This window comes from Pantoea sp. S62 (genome assembly GCF_016658625.1).
Classification (GTDB): domain Bacteria; phylum Pseudomonadota; class Gammaproteobacteria; order Enterobacterales; family Enterobacteriaceae; genus Pantoea; species Pantoea vagans.
On sequence record NZ_JACVVI010000001.1, the window covers coordinates 420871 to 440729 of the forward strand.

General features: G+C 52.9%; 19 protein-coding genes. 9 read left to right on the forward strand and 10 right to left on the reverse strand.

Annotated elements, in window-relative coordinates; all coding sequences use genetic code 11:
* Positions 1–18: 18 nt before the first annotated feature.
* The 3 genes from pagP to IBT54_RS01990 all read right to left on the reverse strand — a co-directional run bounded on the left by pagP (position 19) and on the right by IBT54_RS01990 (position 3435).
* On the reverse strand, positions 19–579 hold the full coding sequence (gene pagP / locus IBT54_RS01980) for a lipid IV(A) palmitoyltransferase PagP (protein ID WP_013196491.1): 561 nt from the start codon (positions 577–579) through the stop codon (positions 19–21).
* Between the two features lie 302 nt (positions 580–881).
* Complete coding sequence (locus IBT54_RS01985) at positions 882–2333, reverse strand: sugar porter family MFS transporter (protein ID WP_013196492.1); 1452 nt, start codon at positions 2331–2333, stop codon at positions 882–884.
* A gap of 199 nt (positions 2334–2532) precedes the next feature.
* Positions 2533–3435, reverse strand: a complete 903-nt coding sequence (locus IBT54_RS01990; RefSeq protein ID WP_013196493.1) for a LysR substrate-binding domain-containing protein — start codon at positions 3433–3435, stop codon at positions 2533–2535.
* A gap of 197 nt (positions 3436–3632) precedes the next feature.
* Between IBT54_RS01990 and IBT54_RS01995 the strand changes: the two genes are divergently transcribed.
* The 5 genes from IBT54_RS01995 to IBT54_RS02015 all read left to right on the forward strand — a co-directional run bounded on the left by IBT54_RS01995 (position 3633) and on the right by IBT54_RS02015 (position 7986).
* Positions 3633–4382 (forward strand): SDR family NAD(P)-dependent oxidoreductase, encoded by a 750-nt coding sequence (locus IBT54_RS01995; protein WP_095707955.1) that lies wholly within the window; start codon positions 3633–3635, stop codon positions 4380–4382.
* 54 nt (positions 4383–4436) lie between these two features.
* Positions 4437–5735 carry an MFS transporter gene (locus tag IBT54_RS02000; RefSeq protein WP_147788999.1) on the forward strand — a complete coding sequence of 433 codons (1299 nt, stop codon included), beginning with the start codon at positions 4437–4439 and terminating at the stop codon, positions 5733–5735.
* A 12-nt stretch (positions 5736–5747) separates the two neighbouring features.
* Entirely contained in the window at positions 5748–6590 is an 843-nt protein-coding gene (locus tag IBT54_RS02005; RefSeq protein ID WP_201251448.1) for a transketolase, read from the forward strand.
* Position 6591: 1 nt separating this feature from the next.
* Positions 6592–7602, forward strand: a complete 1011-nt coding sequence (locus IBT54_RS02010) for a transketolase family protein (protein ID WP_201251449.1) — start codon at positions 6592–6594, stop codon at positions 7600–7602.
* A gap of 99 nt (positions 7603–7701) precedes the next feature.
* Positions 7702–7986, forward strand: a complete 285-nt coding sequence (locus IBT54_RS02015; RefSeq protein WP_201251450.1) for a hypothetical protein — start codon at positions 7702–7704, stop codon at positions 7984–7986.
* A 229-nt stretch (positions 7987–8215) separates the two neighbouring features.
* On the opposite strand, the gene IBT54_RS02020 is transcribed toward IBT54_RS02015, so the two are convergent.
* The 4 genes from IBT54_RS02020 to IBT54_RS02035 all read right to left on the reverse strand — a co-directional run bounded on the left by IBT54_RS02020 (position 8216) and on the right by IBT54_RS02035 (position 13358).
* Positions 8216–8437, reverse strand: a complete 222-nt coding sequence (locus IBT54_RS02020; protein WP_201251451.1) for a hypothetical protein — start codon at positions 8435–8437, stop codon at positions 8216–8218.
* A gap of 258 nt (positions 8438–8695) precedes the next feature.
* Positions 8696–9667 carry a ParB family protein gene (locus tag IBT54_RS02025; RefSeq protein ID WP_013196499.1) on the reverse strand — a complete coding sequence of 324 codons (972 nt, stop codon included), beginning with the start codon at positions 9665–9667 and terminating at the stop codon, positions 8696–8698.
* A 7-nt stretch (positions 9668–9674) separates the two neighbouring features.
* The gene (locus tag IBT54_RS02030) at positions 9675–10874 is read right to left on the reverse strand and encodes an AAA family ATPase (RefSeq protein WP_201251520.1); all 1200 of its coding nucleotides are present in this window, start codon (positions 10872–10874) and stop codon (positions 9675–9677) included.
* 1554 nt (positions 10875–12428) lie between these two features.
* Complete coding sequence (locus IBT54_RS02035) at positions 12429–13358, reverse strand: RepB family plasmid replication initiator protein (protein ID WP_003855845.1); 930 nt, start codon at positions 13356–13358, stop codon at positions 12429–12431.
* A 464-nt stretch (positions 13359–13822) separates the two neighbouring features.
* Here IBT54_RS02035 and IBT54_RS02040 point away from each other — a divergent pair, with 464 nt between their 5' ends.
* Entirely contained in the window at positions 13823–15193 is a 1371-nt protein-coding gene (locus tag IBT54_RS02040; RefSeq protein ID WP_095707960.1) for an aldehyde dehydrogenase family protein, read from the forward strand.
* 3 nt (positions 15194–15196) lie between these two features.
* Here IBT54_RS02040 and IBT54_RS02045 read toward each other — a convergent pair whose 3' ends face one another.
* Together IBT54_RS02045 and zigA are read right to left on the reverse strand one after the other, a co-directional pair.
* On the reverse strand, positions 15197–16375 hold the full coding sequence (locus IBT54_RS02045) for an FAD-binding oxidoreductase (RefSeq protein WP_201251452.1): 1179 nt from the start codon (positions 16373–16375) through the stop codon (positions 15197–15199).
* A 93-nt stretch (positions 16376–16468) separates the two neighbouring features.
* Positions 16469–17698 carry a zinc metallochaperone GTPase ZigA gene (gene zigA / locus IBT54_RS02050; RefSeq protein WP_201251453.1) on the reverse strand — a complete coding sequence of 410 codons (1230 nt, stop codon included), beginning with the start codon at positions 17696–17698 and terminating at the stop codon, positions 16469–16471.
* 123 nt (positions 17699–17821) lie between these two features.
* On the opposite strand from zigA, the gene IBT54_RS02055 reads away from it, so the two are divergent.
* Positions 17822–18160: an ASCH domain-containing protein gene (locus tag IBT54_RS02055; protein ID WP_147788992.1), complete on the forward strand. Its 339-nt coding sequence runs from the start codon at positions 17822–17824 to the stop codon at positions 18158–18160.
* Here IBT54_RS02055 and IBT54_RS02060 read toward each other — a convergent pair whose 3' ends face one another.
* Positions 18161–18709: a helix-turn-helix domain-containing protein gene (locus IBT54_RS02060; RefSeq protein ID WP_013195979.1), complete on the reverse strand. Its 549-nt coding sequence runs from the start codon at positions 18707–18709 to the stop codon at positions 18161–18163. It abuts the gene before it with no gap.
* A 111-nt stretch (positions 18710–18820) separates the two neighbouring features.
* Between IBT54_RS02060 and IBT54_RS02065 the strand changes: the two genes are divergently transcribed.
* Both IBT54_RS02065 and IBT54_RS02070 read left to right on the forward strand, forming a co-directional pair.
* A complete protein-coding gene (locus tag IBT54_RS02065) occupies positions 18821–19489 on the forward strand; it encodes an AzlC family ABC transporter permease (protein WP_201251454.1) in 669 nt (222 codons plus the stop codon).
* On the forward strand, positions 19486–19809 hold the full coding sequence (locus IBT54_RS02070; RefSeq protein WP_033784885.1) for an AzlD domain-containing protein: 324 nt from the start codon (positions 19486–19488) through the stop codon (positions 19807–19809). The genes IBT54_RS02065 and IBT54_RS02070 overlap by 4 nt, the downstream gene beginning before the upstream one ends.
* The last annotated feature ends 50 nt before the right edge of the window (positions 19810–19859 follow it).

A 19859-nucleotide genomic window follows, 5' to 3' on the forward strand; every position in this document is an offset into this window, starting at 1 on the left:
AAATCCTTTCCTGAAAAATTAAAAGGCATAGCGAAACCACGCGAACAGCACGTTGCCATTATTGTAAGTGCCGGGGATGTAAGTGAACTGGACATTCACCGCTTTATAACCGGCAGAGAACAGCGGCAATATAATCGGCAGCGGAATATAGTTGCCAAAGTCTTCACGCGCGGTGATACCCGCTGTTAATCCGGCACCAAGCCGGAAATCCTGACCAGAGCCCGGATACCATCCCTTCTCCCAGCCATAACCGACAATGGGCTGCCACTCATTGTGCGAATCTTTAAACGCCATCGCATAAAGCGCACTCCAGTTGCCGCTGTCGCTGTAGCGGGAAACACCCAGACCGCCGCCCCAGGGATTCTCGTTATAGTTATCGGTTTTTTCTTTGTCATACATAAAGCGGGCGTGCCAGCTAATAAACGGCAGATAGAGATCGGTGTGCTGAGGCGCGTTCCAGGTTTGTGCAACATCGTCAGTGAAATCATTCCACCAGGATGAAACCGGCGCATTTTCAGCATGCAGTGGCGTGGCAATCAGCAGTGCAGCAGCCACTGCCACAGAGTTTGATATATTCATGGTGCATCCCGGTCAGCATGCGGAGCAGATGAAAAGTGAGTATAGCGCAGAGCCAGCTCCAATCTTTGTCAGCGGTCATGCTTCGCTTAAACGGCGGTTTCAACCGTCAGCGGCATATGAGGGTAACGCCGGATTCTGGCGATTTCAGCCTGAAATCGCCAGGCATGGCCGGAAACCTTCCCGCAAAATCGAGCTGATTACAGTGAACGAAACGGCTTAACTGACAGAAAGGGATACGACGCAAGGGGGCAGAGAAGTGAGAGAAACCGGATTCAGCCGGCGGGCCGAATCCGGTAGGGACGTTAGCAGGCTTCAGCCTCCTTGGGCTTTTCACCAAACTTTTCTTTCATGTGTGACTCAATCTCTTCCAGACTTTTGCCCCGCGTCTCGGGCACCATCGTCATCACGAAGATCAGCGAGCCGACGTTAATCGCAGCAAAGATAAAGAAGGTCGTGCTGCCGGCATACGCCATGATCGGTGGAAAACCGAACGCGACCACAGCATTGAAAATCCACTGTAGTGAGACAGCGCCACCGGTTAAAACGCCACGCAGCTGCATCGGGAACAGCTCTGACATCATCAGCCAGTAGACCGGTGAGATGCACATCTGCATACAGAACAGGAATAGCAGAATACAGCCAAGAGCGAGGTAGCTCTGCATCAGGCCTGAGCTCATAAAGGTCATCACGCTGCCCAGCAGAATCTGTGCGGTAATCACCAGACATAAACCGGTGATGAGCATAGTACGACGCGGGAAGCGGCTGATCGCCCAGATACCGACAAAGGTCGCCAGAACAGACACCACGCCGTTACCAATGGTCGCGGCAATCGACGCGCTGGTGCCAAGTCCGGTCTGTTTAAGGATGATCGGCGTGTAATACATGAAGCCATTAACGCCGGTAAACTGCGCAACAAAGCCGAGTCCGACACCAATAATCATCAGGCGGATAACCCACTTCTCACGAATCAGGGTTTTCGCATCCGGCCCGCGTTCCGCTGCCCTCGCCTGCTTCTTCATCTGTGCCATCTCATGACGCACCTCACGCGGTGTTTCACGCAGATACTTAAGAATCTTCTTCGCCTCTTTCAGACGCCCTTCCGCCACCAGCCAGTGTGGTGAAGCCGGAACGAAGAAGGTGCCGATAAACAGCAGGAAACCGGGCACCATCGCAATCGCCAGCATGTAGCGCCACAGGTGCTCATCATGCAGCAGATAGCTCAGTAGCGTACTGGCGACATAGGCAATGAGCTGGCCGGTAACGATCATCAGCTCATTGCGGCTCACCAGCGGCGCACGCAGACGTGGCCCGGCAATTTCGGCAATGAACACCGGTACGGTTGAAGAGCCACCGCCGACAGCAATTCCCAGCAGGAAGCGCATGGCCACCATCACATTGACGGAAGGCGCCAGTGCCGTACCAAGGGAACCCAGTACAAAAATGACCGCCAGGGTGCGAAGGGTAATGCGACGGCCAAAACGGTCCGAGAAGAAGCCACTGAGGAAAGAGCCGATAGCGGCACCAAACACCAGCGAAGAGGCGACGAGCCCTTCCGTGAATGAGTTCAGTCCCAAACCACCCTGATCGGGTGGCGAAGTCATGTAAGGTAATGCACCCGAGATAATCCCGGTGTCATAGCCAAAAGCCAGCGCGCCCATAGTGGCAACCAGCACCACTAAAAAAATGCGCTGGCGTACCGTATCCGCAGGCGCGTGATCGCCCGCTTCCCCAGCGTCTGGTGTATTTGTACTCATAATATTCCTGCCATTAATAAGTTAAACATCCGTTTGATTAAATTTCATACGGAATAGAAAGGGAACATATTTACCGATTGGGTAAAGAAGTGTAGACGGTATTTAAAAGTTAGCTTTGGCAATGCGACTTTTATGGAGTGAATAATTACCAGCAGAAATAAACCCGCGTCATAGTGACGCGATGGAAGTTATTTTAACATTATATTAACGTTCTGAGTTCTTCCTGTATCCAGCTCAGGAAATGTGCAACTCGGGGGTACTGGGCAAATCCACGCGGAAAGACCAGATGGTGCGCGCTGACAGGCAGGCTATGCTGCTCAGTCAATACCCTGACCAGTTTCCCGCTGCGAAGATAATCCTCCGCCAGCAATTCGCTTTCAAAAATAAGACCGTGGCCTAACATTGCCGCTTCAAGACTCATATAAGAGCGGTCAAAACGAAATAACCACTCTTTATCCGGCTGAGGTAATTGCTGCGCCGCAAACCACTGCGGCCATTGAATAAGCGGCGACTCCGATAATATCAGCGCGTGATGGATTAAATCCGCGGCCTGACTGACAGGATGCTGTTTCAGATAGTCTGGCGAGGCCAGCACCGACATTTTTTCGTGGCGGATAGTTTTAATCTCAAATGCGTTCCAGTCCGGGAAGCCGTGACGTATTGCTATATCAATATTGTCGCGGCTGAAGGAGAGATTTTCATAAGAGCAGGAGAGCGTAAGCTGAAACTCTGGATAGCTGTCGCGAAATTTATGGATACGCGGCAACAGCCAGAGCAGACCGAAGCTGGGTGCGCAGTGGATCCTGAGGTTACTGCGTGCTTTCTCGTTACTGATGCGCGCCGTGGCCTGCGCCAGGCACAGCAGTATCGGGCCGATCTCCCTGAGGTAATGTTCCCCCGACAGCGTGAGCGTTACGCCTTTTGCCGAACGATTAAACAGAATACAGCCCAGTTCCCGCTCCAGTTTGGCCAGCTGATGACTGGCTGCGGATGGCGTAATACTTAATTCCTCAGCCGCCCGCGCGACATTACCAAAATGGGCCACCTGTTCAAAAACGCGCAGTGATTTAATTGAAGGTAAGTGCTCCGACTGCTTTTCCATCCGCCTCTCCACACAGAAATTATGTGATGTGTGCCCATTTTTAAATCGCAGATTTGTTAACTGCATCAAATCAACAAATTCATTCAGCATCAAATGAATTTTTCTGCATTGCCAATATTAGGCGCTTTATCAATTCTGATCGTGACCCTGCCGGTAGCGATACCGAACCACTAATAATTATTCTTCTGGAGTGGACAATGTTACTTGAAAATAAAGTTGTGATTATTACTGGTGCCGCATCTCAGCGCGGCATTGGACGAGCCACAGCGGCCTGCTTTGCTCAGCATGGCGCGCGCGTGGTGGTGCTTGATTTAGATCTGCAGGCAGCTCAGGCCAGCGCGCTGTCGTGTGGCGACGGGCATCTCGGCCTGGCCACCGATGTCACCGATCCTCTTTCTATTCATCGTGCTATCGATCAGGTACTTGAGCACTACGGCCGTATTGACGTGCTGGTCAACAATGCCGGGATCACTCAGCCGGTTAAAACACTGGAAATCGGCATCGAAGATTACAACCGCATTCTTGATGTCAATCTGCGCGGTACGCTGCTGATGTCTCAGGCGGTTATCCCGACGATGCAGCGGCAAAAAAGCGGCAGCATTGTCTGTCTGTCTTCCGTATCGGCTCAGCGTGGCGGCGGCATTTTCGGCGGCCCGCACTACAGTGCGGCGAAAGCAGGCGTGCTTGGCCTGACAAAAGCCATGGCGCGCGAATTCGGCCCGGACCAGATTCGTATCAATGCCCTGACGCCCGGTCTTATCCAGACCGATATCACCGGTGGCCTGTTACAGGATGAACGCCGCCATGCCATTCTCGACGGCATACCTCTTGGCCGCCTCGGAACCGCCAGCGACGTCGCTAACGCGGCGCTGTTCCTCGCCAGCGATCTCTCCGGTTATCTCACCGGCATCACGCTGGATGTGAATGGCGGCATGCTGATCCATTAAATAGCGCCCTGCCCTGCCCGCACGCCTTGCGGGCTAACTTCGGGAGTGAATACCATGACCACGCTTAATCTGAGCGCAGCCTCTGCTGCGCGCGATATCACCTATCGCAAAATTGCCTGGCGGCTGATGCCCTGGCTGATGCTCTGTTACCTCTGTGCCTATCTTGATCGTGTAAACGTTGGCTTCGCGAAATTACAGATGATGGATGATTTGTCACTCAGCGAAACGGTGTACGGGCTGGGTGCCGGGATCTTTTTCCTCGGTTACTTCTTCTTTGAAGTGCCGAGCAACCTGATCCTGCATCGGGTCGGTGCACGCCGCTGGATTGCCCGCATTATGATTACCTGGGGTGTTATCTCGGCCCTTTTCGCCTTTGTTGAAACCGCATGGCAGTTCTACCTGCTGCGCTTTCTGCTTGGTGTGGCAGAGGCCGGACTTGCACCCGGTTTACTGCTCTATCTGACCTACTGGTTTCCCTCTCACCGTCGCGCTCGCATGACAGTTCTCTGGTTTGTCGCGATTCCACTTTCCGGAATGATTGGCGGCCCGCTCTCTGGCTGGATTATGGCGACCTTCGCAGGCTTTCACGGATGGGCGGGCTGGCAATGGATGTTTATGCTGGAGGCTATCCCTACCCTTGTTATGGGATTCGTAGTGCTGCTGGTTCTGAAGGATCGGGTGGAGCAGGCAGAGTGGCTGGATGAGGATGAGAAGCGCCGGGTGCGTGCCGATCTCGACGAAGACAATCAGCAGAAAGCCTGTCATGGCACGGTGAAAGCCTTTGTTGCTGATCGTCGCCTGTGGCTGCTGGCGCTGATCTACTTTTGCGTGGTGATGGGACAGTATGCGTTAACGTTCTGGCTACCGACGCTGGTAAGAAATTCAGGCGTCAGTGAACCTCTGCATATCGGATTACTGACCAGTCTGCCGTACCTGTGCGCCATTATCTTTATGCTACTGGCCGGACGCAGTGGCGATCGTCATCGTGAACGTCGCTGGCACCTGATTGTTCCGATGCTGATCGGCCTCTCCGGACTGACGCTGGCGACGCTACTCAGCCATAACGTCTCCCTGTCACTGTTTGCCCTCTGTATTGCCGCTGCGGGCATTCTTTCCGCTTCATCACTGTTCTGGATGCTGCCGACCAACCTGCTGGGTGGCGTCTCTGCTGCCGCAGGCATCGCTGCGGTGAACTGCATTGCCAATCTGGCCGGTTTTTTCTCGCCGTGGCTGATTGGCTCAATCACCACCGCAACCGGCTCCCCCGCGTCGGGAATGTATTTTATTGCTGCCGTTCTGCTGGGTGGTGCGCTATGCGTACTGCGCATTCGGGCTGCGGATGTTAATCGTTAATCAGGAGGTTATATGACTGACCCTCGTCACCGTTCACACACGCTTTCATTGCCGCAGCGTGCCAGGAATATTCGCCGTCATGCTTTGTTAATGGGGCAGATACAGGGACAGGGCTATATCGGTCAGGCACTGGGTGCAGCCGATTTACTCGCTGTCAGCTATTTTCACGCCATGAATTACCGCGCCGATCAGCCTGAGTGGGAAGATCGCGATCGTTTCTACCTGTCGATTGGGCACTACGCCATCGCGCTTTACGCCGCGCTACTGGAAGCGGGCGTCATACCAGAAGAAGAACGGGAAACCTATGGCACCGATGAGAGCCGCCTGCCCATGTCCGGCATGGCCGCCTATACCCCGGGCATGGAGATCACCGGCGGTTCATTAGGTCATGGATTAGGAATAGCCGTGGGTGCCTGTCTGGGACTGAAGCAGAAAGGCTCACAGGCGCGAATCTATAACCTGCTTTCTGATGGCGAGCTGAATGAAGGCTCAACGTGGGAAGCGGCCATGTCAGCCTCACACTGGCAGCTTGATAACCTGATCGCCATTATAGACGTCAACAACCAGCAGGCTGACGGTCACAGCAGCGAGATTCTCGCGTTCGAACCGATAGTGGAGCGCTGGCAGGCTTTTGGCTGGTATACCCAGCGCGTTGATGGCAATGATATTGCTGCTTTGCAGCATGCCTTTGACGCAGCCCGCAGCTGGCCTGAACCTCAGCCGCGCGTCATCATCTGCGATACCCGAATGGGAAAAGGTGTGCCGTTTCTTGAAAGCCGGGAGAAAACCCACTTCATCCGTGTTGATGCTGATGAGTGGGACACAGCCCTGACTGCACTTGAGCAAGGAGTCTGATATGAGTTCACAACCGCAAATAAAACGGCTGACCACTTCCGCCATGATCGCCTCGATTGCTGCTGAGGGTCAGCCCACGGTTTCGGCTCCGTTCGGGCATGCGCTGGTGTCACTGGCAGAGCAGCGATCGGATGTGGTCGGTATGACGGCAGATTTGAGTAAATACACCGACCTGCATCTGTTCGCGGACGCTTTTCCGCAGCGCTTTTACCAGATGGGAATGGCGGAACAGTTACTGATGAGTGCCGCAGCAGGAATGGCGCGCGAGGGCTTTATGCCTTTTGTCACCACCTATGCCGTGTTTGCTTCCCGCCGCGCCTATGATTTTATCTGCATGGCCATCGCCGAAGAGAATCTGAACGTCAAAATCGCCTGTGCGCTGCCGGGCCTGACCACCGGTTATGGGCCAAGCCATCAGGCGACTGACGATCTGGCAATTTTTCGGGGTATGCCAAACCTGACAATCATCGATCCCTGCGATGCGCTGGAGATTAGCCAGGTCATCCCGGCGATTGCCGAACATCAGGGTCCGGTTTACCTGCGCCTGCTGCGCGGTAAGGTTCCGCTGGTGCTGGATAAATATGATTATCGCTATCAGCACGGCAAGGCCCAGCGTCTGCGAACGGGCAAAGATGCGGTTATCATCAGTAGCGGATTGATGACCATGCGGGCGCTTGAAGCCGCTGAGGTGCTGGAAAAGCAGGGCATTAAGGTTGGAGTAGTTCACTCTCCGGTGATTAAGCCTCTGGATGAAGAGACAATCCTGCGAGAAGCAGGGGAAGCGCTGCATCATAACCAGCTGGTTATCACAGCAGAGAATCATTCAATCATGGGCGGGTTAGGCGAGGCGATTGCGGGGTTGCTGATGCGGAACCATGTGACGCCTCGCTTTAAGCAGATTGCCCTGCCGGATGCATTCCTGGCAGCAGGCGCTTTACCGACGTTGCATGACCGTTATGGCATCTCTGCCGATGCGATGGTCAGGCAAATAACAGCCTGGCTCGAAACCTGATTTATAACAAAACCGGGCCAGACCCGGTTTTGTATCGTTGTTTGCCGCATCAGATAACGATTCTGTTATCGCCTCCATCATACGCACTCCTCAGGCAATATGACGATTGCCGTGCTCAACGCTGGCTACGCATCAACAGATTCTGATGAGCCCTCCAGCCGATTGTCTGTGCTGCTTAACCTCTTTAGCTCCGCATTCACTGTAAACAGTTTTACGGTCAGTCATGTCCCTTTCCTGAGCAGCCGGTTCTCGTTTTCTGCTGTTGAGCACATCCTTTCATCTGCTTTACTCAATACAGTGAATCTGTCTGAAGTAGCCGATTTCAGATCACTGGCACTTTTTCTGTCCAATCCAGCTCATGTCGTTCGCATCAACAGAAAATAATTTTAGCCGGATGAGAAAGTTATCCACTTTTTCTGTGGATAAGTGAGGGATATTTTCTGAGTATCTTTTTTCACTCTGAGAAGATGCCTTTGCTGTTAGGTGGTTACGCTGCAATTATGATCTCAACGAAGCTTTTATATCCGCTAATCAGGACAATTTTCAGCAGAAAGCGTGGCGATTTCAGGCTGAAATTCACAGACATTTTCAATTAAAAACAGTCTCTTAAGTGTTAAATTTCGCTGGCGGCCAGCATACCGGTAAAAAGACTTGCAGAGAAAGCATCAGTCGGTATGTAGCAGTTGTGCAGGAACTGAGGTCTGATGAGAAGTAACTGGTTACTAATGAACCAGCTTCCGAAAATCTTTACTTGCAATTCGCGACCGCTGAATGTGGAAAGGCAGTATTTGAACCCTTCAGAGGTAGCATCAGATTTTGAATCTGCTTTTTCCATTACAGACAATTCAGGGACTCAAAGGCTGTCAGGAACGCAGGCGAAATGTTCAGGAGGAATGGCGATTTCACAGGAATCAGATTGAAAATATTATAAATAATATCAATAAATTCAGTTATTTATACAGATTATCATCATTGAAAACCTGGCGATTTCAGCCTGAAATTCGGGTTTTCATGCATCGTCGAAGTATCTTTCGGGGTAACAAGGCAATAAAAAAGCCAGCGTCAGGCGCTGGCTGATTTGGATGTATATAAATTAACGATTGAGATATTTCTTCAGGGTCTCGGCAATGACTTTATCCAGCTCCTCCTGCAACTCTTTCGACTGCCGGTTAAATTCATAGCTGAACATCCGGCCGCGTACCTTTTTACGCGCAAAGCGATCTTTATCAGCAAAAGACCAGAGTGCAGTCGCCTGTGTTTTATCTTTCTCAGGCTCTTTCATCAATGTCTGGCTGCCCTGGCGAATCAGACGCAGAATGTGATTTTTTAGCTCATCCTCAGCAAGCCCTTCTCGCGCGCAAACCACATCTATTTCCCGCGAGATAGAATTAATCAGAGCTTCAACGCTTTGCCCGGATTCACTTAATTTGTCAGCCGCCTGCAACAGCGCTTTGTAATCAGGATAAGTCAGCTCAGCGTGATTAGGGAAAAGTGAGATCAAATCGGACGGAACGCTGGCCGCCTGAAGAGCACGCGTGACCTTCGCCTGAGATAATCCCTGATTCTCAGCGATCTCTTTTTGCGACAGTCCACCCTCTTTTAACGCCAGCAGGCGCATTCCCACTTCCCGTAGGTTATGTTCGCGGGCCGTCTGGATATCCTGCGCCAGTCTGCGTGCTTCATCGGCGCTAATAGCGGCATCAGTGACCAGTACGTCCAGCCCGGTCTTACAGTAAAGCGCAGCTGCACGCCGACGTGAGCCGTCAAGAATCTCAATGCGGTCATCGCGCATTACGCCAATGGCCGGGAAGAACTGCTGAAGCTTAATGGTGCGGATAATGTCGCGCAGTGAATCGGGTGTCAGGCCCGCCTGGTCGCGGCCATTGGTTTCCATCGTCACGAATGTTTTGTTTTCAACATCACTGGCGGCAATACGTTCAAAGCGAAACAGGGCGCGCTTGCCCGTAGCCAGAACGAATGTCTGGTTGTGCTGGCTATCTGGCGTCTCATTTTCCAGTGGAGTCTGGCTGAAGGTTCTGCCAATCGTAATTCTTTTTGCGCTCATACAAACCTCAGTTCAGGCGAATAAATTCGATACGGTCAAAGACGGCTTTTGCAAAGTCCTCTGCGGCGGATCTTGCATTTTTCAACGCTTCACTGCTGCCGACGTATGTCGAAGGATTTGCGGAGATGACCGTATCAAAGGATTCGCCGCAACGTTCGAAACCATCAAGGCGGGGAAGGGCAGCATCAAGCATGTCACCACCGAAAATTTCTTTTGCCAGGCTATGACAGAGCTTATGGTCGGCTTTATTCGAGAGCTTAGACATGAAGCCAATGTTGCCCTGCAGGCGACAGGTAGCGCCGGAATCCTCAATAATCGCAATCAGTTCAGGCAGACGCGTCAGGTATTTAAGCGTGGAATGAAAGTCGACCTGAGCCGGTGGCACCGGTGTCATCAGCAGATCAGAGGCCGCAATGGCGTTTTTCAGGAAAGCATCTAGATGCGGGCCGCTGTCGATAAAGATAAAGTCATAATCTTTCTTCAGTTTGGCAATAACGTTGCCATACAGTACGGCATGTACATTCTGCTGCGGCAAATGTTCTGCGCAAAGCTGGTCCCAGCTTGAGGCGATAAAGGCGTCATCAATGGAGGCAGGCAGCACATCCACACCTGGAATAATCGACGGAACGATAAATTCGTTCACCAGCTCATCACGGGTGACATTCTGCAGCATTGCCTGTGCCGCTGTCGCTTCCACCAGCCCGACTGAACGTTCATGATTCAAGAACATGGTTGCTGAGGACTGCGGATCAAGGTCAATCACCAGAATACGCAAATCTTCAAAAAGCAGATGAGGATGGGCACGAAGTGCATGAGCCAGTGAGACGGTAGAAACCGTTTTTGAGACACCGCCCTTCAGATTACCTACAAAAATGGTATAGGCCTCACTGTGGCGATCGCGATATTTCGGCACACCACGATGATGATAAATATCGATAATGTTCTGAATCGACATCGCATATTTAACGGAAGAACCGGCCGCACGTTTATCAAACTGATAACCGCTCTCTTCCATCTCATTTACAGCGTAATCGACACTGGCTCGTGTCAGTTTGGGCAACTTTGCTAACGCCGCTTTGGCATAAACCTGATAGTACGTATTTTCATGCAGTTCCTGCTTTTGCGCCTGAATCTGGTCGGTGAGGCTCAGCAGCATGCGTTCAGAACGCTGTGCAACCTTCATCACCTGCTTGTCATCGTTAGCCATAGTTGCTCCAAACATGTAGGATTTATGACTTTATACAGAAATCCTGCACGTGAGGCAATAAATTATCCTTTCAACATAATCTTCGTTTTTATGTAACACCATGGGTTTTGGTGAGGTTCATCACATTATTATTTCTGGCCTGGCAATTTAAGACGTTCAAATGCGAGCAGCGTTCACTGTAATCAGCAGAACATTCACTGTAATCAGTAGAAATCGATCCGCAGTAAGAGAGCAGGGGGGAGTGGATTGTACTAAGCGGGTTGATGAGTCTGTACGTTCACTGTAATCAGTAAAGTCAGTTCTGTATCAGATAACTTACACCGGAGGAATTTAACGTGGTGGTGCAGAAGACAAACCGCATTCAAAAAGCCCACGCGATAAAGCCTGACTGATGCCTGGCACTGAACGAGCCAAACGTTCACTGTAATCAGTAATGTCATTGCAGATACCCAGGCAGTAATCACGTTCACTGTAATCAGTAATCTCGCTGATCAGCTAGCAGGACAGAAAGCCGAACTGAGTAAACGTTCACTGTAGTCAGTAGTAAGAAGAGAAGAAATCCTGTTTGGTTCATAAAAGCATCGGAAACTGATGAGATAACAGGCAACTACTGTTTGGGAGCCAGAATGGATCGGCAGGCATGAACAAGACAGTCCGATAACGTTCACTGTAATCAGTAACGAGGAGATATCGAACGTTCACTGTAGTCAGTAAAAGAAGAGCCTTGCTGACAGACATTCACTGTAATCAGCAGAAGCGTCAGTTCAGTTCGACTGGAATAGCGGACAGTAGGGTTACGATACGCAGATATCACTTCGATTCTGGCAACGCTCAGGCCAGCAGACATAAACGCCTGATCATGAGTTATGTCACCACACCTTTCCCGCGAATGTTCACTATAAACAGTAAAGCGGCAAAGCGTTGCGTCAAATTTCAGCTATCATTCACTATATTCAGCAAAGCATTCACTGTAATCAGCAAAGCAGCATTCCTGAGGATCACCGTGGTGAAGACAGCTCCGCGCTACAACGTTCACTGTAATCAGTAACCGACAGGGGAATCCGCAGTACGCCGGAGCTCTGATGATGCCAGTCGGCAAACATTCACTGTAATCAGTAACAGTGTCACGCTGGCAATACTGATAAGTTTAAGCGCCTCAATACAGGACGCACGCCGGCCGTGTTGAACGTGAATGCATTCATTCACTGTAATCAGTAAAGTGCTCAACGGGAATCAGCAGAAAGAGGCGCTGTCCTGCCTGAACCAGAACGTTCACTATAATCAGCAAAGCCGATCCTGGAAGGGGCTAACCAGTTAGTAAGTAAGCACGCACTTACTTCATAAGCCTTATGGTATATAACGACAGGAAAAGAGGGGAGAAGAGTATGATTCTAAAACATGCCCCGTCTACTGATTACAGTGAACGTTACTGATTGCAGTGAATAAAGGTGGAATACTGATTACAGTGAATATGAGAGGCAGGGCGCAATATCACTTTCAACGGTAAAAGTGACACTGCCACGCAGAAATGCTGATTACAGTGAACGTCAGGAGTTAATCCTCAAACTCGATCTCGTCCAGCGAATCGATGCTCTCGAGGTTACCGATGCCATCAAGCTTAGGTGTGCGGCTATGGATAATGAAAAAGACTGAGCGGCCACGCTTCACTTCTGAATAATCCAGATAACCAATTTCCTTCAGTTGCTCCATTGCACGCCGCACCACATGGTTCTGCGTGGTGGTCTTAGAGCCGAGATTAAGGCGCATACGCAGGCGTGCCAGTGATATCGGTGCCGGATTGGTCGGCAGGCTCTCAAGGAAAGTATAGAGCGCCTGTGCAGACTCTTTACGCTTAAGACGGGATATTGCACGAAGCTGCAGCAGTACCTTGTGATCGAAGTTGTAGAGTTCAAACAGTTTGGGATCCGCCTGAATCCGCACAATATCTTTTTCGCGGTCGTAATAGGCTGACTGGACAAGGTGGGTATGATACGCCTTGCCGTTGCCTTCAAAAGAGAGCGTGTTAGTTGCAATGCGGCGCAGAGAGGCATCAAGACGCTTACGCAGTGCGGCAGACGAGTTAGCAGAGGGAATGCCGCACATCTTCACAAAATCGATAAACGGCAGTGTGACGGTATCACCTTTAGTCGGATAGCGCGAAAAAGACTGAATAATACCTGCCCAGGTTTTGAAATCGTTATCCATATCCAGCCGTGCGCCGGTAATGGTAATCTTTTCGTAGCCTTCCGCCTTTACCAATGTCAGATTCTTCAGCTCTTTCGTCGCATCCGTTGATGCCATCGCACCGGATTTACCCCGTGCGGTTGATTTCAGCGTCGGCACGAACAGTCCAAGACGCATCAATGCCACTGGCTGAACGGTATTATTCTTGTTGGGATGAAGCTGAATAACTTCACCACTGTTTTTGGTCACTGACAGAAAAGGTTCAAGTAACGCTTTGTTTTCGTTGTCTTTATCTGCCATGGCGTAGGATCTTCATTCTGTGGATGAAAGGGATCGTTTTCTGACTACAGTGAACATTAGCACTGTTTACAGTGAACATTCTACCTGGTACAGTGAATAAAGTACTGATTACAGTGAACACTTTACTGATTATAGTGAACGCGATCACCCTTTCAGCCCTTGCGGGGTGCGGCCTGCGACGATCGGGGATCTCTTAGGATCTCTCTATGATCTATTAAGGATCGTTTTTTAGGATCGTGTCACTGTATAAGTGGATAACTGCTTATCAGGCATCAGTTTCAGACTCACGGACAGGTGGCGTGATCGCATCATCATCTCCAGAGTCCTTCACGCTTGCTGTATACCGTCTTTGCAATTCAGACATTCTCAATTGATAAACAACTTCCTCACTATTATTCATTTTTCATCATTAACTACAGCGCGTATCGTTTCTCAATTACTGAACGAATGAGGAAAACAGCACCATGACTGAACATGCCCTATCACGTAACCCTGCAACAGGCGAAATTCTGGCACGCTATCCTCTGCAGAACAGCACAGAACTGGAAAAGACGCTGGCAGAAAGCGCTTCCGCTTTTGCAGCATGGCAGCGCAGCAGTATGAGTAACCGGGTGCGCGTATTGCGTCAGCTCGGCGAACAGATCCGGCTGAGAGAACAGGATCTTTCGCGCATGATTACGCTGGAGATGGGTAAACCCATTGCACAGGCTCGCGCTGAAGTACTGAAATGTGCAAATTTGTGTGACTGGTATGCAGAACATGGCCCGGCGATGCTGGCCGATCAGCCCACTCAGATTGCCGATGCGTGGCAGCGATTCCGTCCTGTCGGTGTGATCCTGGCTGTCATGCCATGGAATTTCCCCCTGTGGCAGGTTCTGCGGGGCGCAGTCAGCATGTTGCTGGCAGGTAACACCTATCTGCTGAAACACGCCCCTAACGTCATGGGAAGCGCCACACTGATGGCTGAGCTTTTCACAGCAACCGATCTGCCATCAGGTGGCTTTAACCTGATCAACGTCGACAACGACGGTGTCTCAGTCGCGATTAAAGATGACCGCATTGCGGCCGTCGCGGTAACCGGCAGCGTGCGGGCGGGTGCGGCAATCGCAGCACAGGCGGGTGCAGCGCTTAAGAAAACGGTGCTGGAGCTGGGTGGATCCGATCCCTTTATCGTGTTGGCCGATGCCGATCTTGATGAAGCCGTGAAATCTGCCGTAATCGGACGTTTCCAGAATACCGGACAGGTCTGCATGGCGGCCAAACGTTTTATTGTGGAAGCCCCCATCGCGGAAGAGTTTGAAAAACGCTTCACTGCAGCGGTGCAGGCACTGAAAATGGGCGATCCGCTGGATGAAAATACCTTCCTGGGTCCGATGGCACGCGCCGATCTGCGCGACGAACTCGACGGTCAGGTAAAAGCAACCCTTAGTGAAGGTGCGCGGCTGGTGCTGGGTGGTGAGAAGGTGGCAGGGCAGGGTAACTACTATGCGCCAACCATTCTCGCTGATGTTACCAGTACCATGACCGCGTTTAAGCAGGAGCTGTTTGGTCCGGTCGCGGCTATTGCCGTCGCGCGGGATCCGCAGCATGCGCTGGAGATCGCTAACGACAGCGAATTTGGCCTCAGTGCTACCGTCTGGAGCGGTAACGAAGAAACTGCCGATCGGCTGGCGCTGCAGCTGGAAGTCGGGGCCGTATTTATAAATGGTAACGGCGCATCCGATCCGCGGGTGACCATCGGCGGCGTGAAGAAAAGCGGCTATGGTCGTGAGCTGTCACATTTTGGTGTTCACGAATTCTGTAACGTGCAGACCGTGTGGAAGAATCGCCGCTAGTTTTTACTGCGCTGCCGGAAGATAGGCAGGTGCGGTTTTAACGACCTTACTGAGCGGACGCAGCAACCGATGCGGGGTAAACCTACTCAGCATCGGTGAAGGTGTACCGCTCAGCATCTCCTCAGCCACCAGTCTGCCCAGTAACGGGGCAAGGGTCATGCCACTATGGCTGACCATCAGATAAACGCGTGCTGAGTCACTGATGTAGCCCAGTGCGGGCAATCCATCTGCCGGACGCGATCGCTGTCCTGTTTCAATCCGCTCAATTCTCGCTCCTTCCGCATTGTTAAACAGTCGACGCAACCGACGCAGCATCTCTTTGCCAGTCAGCCCATCCGGAGAAGCGGGGCGTGACGGATCGGCATGCTGGTCAAGATCCAGTGCCTGCAGCATCAGGCGTCCTCCGCCATCCGGCCGCACATTCAGTTCCGGGGTAATGAGATTGCAGTTAAGCGGGATCGGCAAGGGCTGTGTCTGCGCCAGAAAACTGCAGGCAACAGGATCGGCGCGGTTCGCATCGGTCATCGCCAGTTCAAGTCCACACTGGCTGATCAGCTCAGGTGCCCAGCGACCGGTTGCCAGCACCAGCTGATCCCCGTGCCACTCATCACCACTGGCCAGCGTCAGATGCACATCCCGACCTGATTCAGTCAGCGTGGTCACCTCATTGTTGCAGACCAGCTGACCGCCACTGGCGCGCAGGTCGGCAAGCAGAGAAGCGATGAACAGGCTGGGATAAAGCAGGCACTCCGAAGGGAAAAACCACGCGTGCTGAATGCGGGGATCGAGCCGCAGTCCGGGCAGGGCACCCAGTAACGCAGCGCGGCTACGCTTCTCAACGGGGTAATCGAGCGTAGCAAGCTTTGCTGCGCGCTGCGTTAGCTGGCGCAGGGATGATTCATCGGCTGCCCACTCCAGCGAGCCGGTTTCAAGCAGCCAGCGGGGCCATGCACGGTGGTTCGCCTGCCATCGCCTGTGCTCGTTTATCGCCTGGGCGTTGAGTTCATGATAGTGGCCGGGTTCTTTGCCGTTGGCATTGACCCAGGCGTAGCTAATCTGGCTGGTGCCACTGCCAGGCAAGCTTTTGTCGAACACAGTGACCTGTGCGCCCCGGCGGGACAATGACTGCGCGACGGCTAAACCTAGCACGCCTGCACCGATAACAGCGATACGTTGTGGCATATCCGGCTTCTCCTGAACAGAAATCAGCGGGTGATGGCCACCCGCCGGGACGTTTTACTATTGCGGAGCGACAGTGTGCGGTCAACCGTTGCGTCAGGCGGTCATCTCATCAAACCAGGCAGGCACCGGATCGTCCAGCGTAACCCAGTGCTCCGGCCCTGCAGCCATCTCATGAGGCGTCAGCAGTGCGTGATCCAGCGCGGCAATAATGTGCTGCTCATCCATATCTATGCCGATAAATACCAGCTCCTGACGCGCATCGCCGGTACCTTCCTGCCACTGCTCAGCGATGAAATTGAGCGAATCTGCATCCTGTGGCCAGTTGTCTCGCGGCACGCTGACCCACCAGCGCCCGGCGTAACCCTGGCGAGCCACTGCGCCCGCCTGCGACCACATTGCCGCAAAATCGGGCCGGGTGGCCAGCCAGAAGTAACCTTTTGAGCGAATCACGCCGTCGAGCTGGTGGTTTACAACCTCCCAGATACGCTGAGGATGGAAAGGACGACGCGCGCGATAGACAACGCTGCGAATGCCATACTCCTCCGATTCCGGCTGATGCTCGCCGCGCAGGGTCTGCAGCCAGCCCGGGGCCTGCGCTGCCCGGTCAAAATCAAACCGGCCGGTATTCAGCAGAAAGTCCAGCGGAACCTGCCCGAACTCGCTGTTCACCATACGAGCGTGTGGGTTGAGCGCACGCAGCATACCCTGTAGCTGATGGAGCTCCGCCGGGCTGAGCAGATCCGTTTTGTTCAGCACCAGCAAATCACAGAACTCAATCTGATCCACCAGCAGATCAACCACCGATCGTTCATCCTGCTCGCCCAGCGACTCGCCGCGAGACTGAAGATCATCGACTGAACGGTAGTCGCGCAGGAAGTTAAAGCCATCCACCACGGTAATCATGCTATCCAGCCGGGCATAGGCTGAAAGGCTTTCACCCGTTTCGTCTTCAAATGTAAAAGTTTCAGCCACCGGCAGGGGTTCAGAAATGCCGGTCGATTCAATGACCAGGTGGTCGAAGCGACCAGCCTGCGCCAGACGTTTCACCTCCAGCAGCAGATCTTCACGCAGCGTGCAGCAGATGCAGCCGTTACTCATCTCGACCAGCTTTTCATCAGTGCGTGACAGTTGTGCGTCGCCGTTGCGCACCAGGGCCGCATCAATGTTGATTTCAGACATGTCATTGACGATGACTGCGATCCGTCGTCCTTCACGGTTATTCAGAATATGATTGAGCAGCGTGGTTTTACCGGCACCCAGAAAACCGGAGAGAACGGCAACCGGCAGACGTGGATCGCCGGATATCAGAGAAGAGAGTGTCATACTGTTACCTGTCAGATGAGGTTAAATAATTATGTTATAACATAACATTAATAACACTGTTTTCAATCCGGATTTCTGGTTTTGTGGCAGTTCTCAAAGTGGGTTTAAAAAAAAGGAGAGGAAATGCAGCAACTTACACTGGTTCCGCGTCTGATGCCCGTTGTCAGACGCGGCGAGAAAACCTCCACGATACGCTGGCAGGAGGGCGATATCGCCACCGGCCCGCTGAGGCTGGTCAATCAGCAGGATGAAGCCGACACGGTGATCGTCTGGGTGACGCGGATCGACACACTGCGCTTAAACGAGGTCGCTGCCAAACTGGGGAAAGAGCACGAATGGCCGGATGCGGTGCTGCTGGAGGGGATGCGCGAGCACTATCCGGCGATCAGATTGAGCAGTGAGGTGCAGCTGATTACACACCTCACACCCGCTGAAACCCGGCAGAAACTTGCTGAGCGGTAACTAGCTGTGCTCTATCACCAGCAGCGCCAGCGTATCGGCTTCCAGCGCCCGAAAGATATGCAGCTCGTCGCCCGGATAGGTAATGTAATCACCCACATCCAGCTCTACCGCGCTGTCCACCGGACCCACCAGCGCCCGGCCTTTAGCAATAATAATATGCTCAATCGTATTGGGAATATGGGGCTGTGAAATGCGCTCACTACCAGGCTGAACCTCCAGCAGATAGATATCACGCCGGACCCCGGGCGGGCAGGATGCCAGCAAAACCGCCTGATAGTCTGCCAGATCGGCAGTCACCGTCAGACCTTCTCCACGGCGGATCACCTGCAGACGACGCGCATCCGGCTCCAGCAGGCGTGAAAACGGAATATTCAGCGTCACGCACAGTGACCACAGCGTCTCAATGCCCGGATTGCCATTACCCGCCTCCAGCTGTGAGAGCGTTGATTTGGCGATACCGGCGCGACGCGCGACTTCAGCCAGTGACAGGCCGGATCGCTGACGTTCACGCACTAAGGCATTGGCAATAATGCTGATAGGGGTATTCAAACGCACTCCTGATAAACGAAAAGTTTTTTATACCGAACGCTTTGTTCGCCTTGTAAAACGATGTTGAGGTGTTCATTATATCGGATTATACGTTCATTATGAGACAGAGTGATGCTTTTTCCGCAAATGCAGTTGCTGGACAAAGGGGTGATCAAAGCGATTTTTCTGGTCTGCCTGGCCGATGGAATTGTCGGTTTATCCTATGGCTCGCTGGCCTCCGCCGATGGGTTTCCGCTCTGGGTGCCGCTGGCGCTGTCAACGCTGGTGCTGGCAGGCGCGTCTGAGTTTCTGTTTATCGGCATCGTGGCCGGTGGCGGTAGTCCTTTTACCGCCGCCGCCGCGGGCCTGCTGGTGAATGCGCGTCATCTGCCTTTTGGCATTGCGGTCAAAGATCTGGTTGGAAAGGGGCCTCAGGGCTGGTTTGGCTGTCACATCATGAATGATGAAAGCGTGGTGTTTGGTATCTCACAACCACAGCTGGCCCAGCGTCGCAGCGCCTACTGGCTGTGCGGCATCGGTATCGGCTTAATCTGGCCGGTGAGCGTTATGGTTGGGGCGGCGGTTGGCCAGTTTATTCCCGATGTCTCGGTGATTGGACTGGATGCGGTGTTTCCGGCGATCCTGATTGCCCTGATCTTCCCGGCGCTGCGACAGCGGCGGACCCGGATCCCTGCCACCGTCGGCGCGCTGCTCTCATTGCTGGCAACGCCGCTGGTTCCGGCGGGCATGCCGGTGCTGTTCTCGCTGCTGGGCCTGCTGACATGGAGATCGCGCAAATGACGCATCAGGGAATGATCATCGCCGGGATTGCCATGCTGGCCGCCGGAACGTATCTGATGCGCTTTGCCGGCGTCAGGCTGGGAAACCGTCTTCCGATTAGTGAGCGTACTCAGCAGATGCTCTCCGACGCTGCCACGGTGCTGCTACTGGCCGTCGCGGCGACCACCACGCTGTTTGAAGGCCAGCATTTTGCCGGTGTGGCACGAGTGGCAGGCGTGGGTTTTGCTCTGTTACTGGCATGGCGTCGGGCCCCCCTGATTGTCATTATTCTGGGGGCGGCAGCAATGACCGCGCTGTTGCGTTTTCTCGGCGTGGCCTGAGGCTTCTTTACGCAATCCACTGCTCTCTCTTCCGGAGAGGCTGTAAAGCG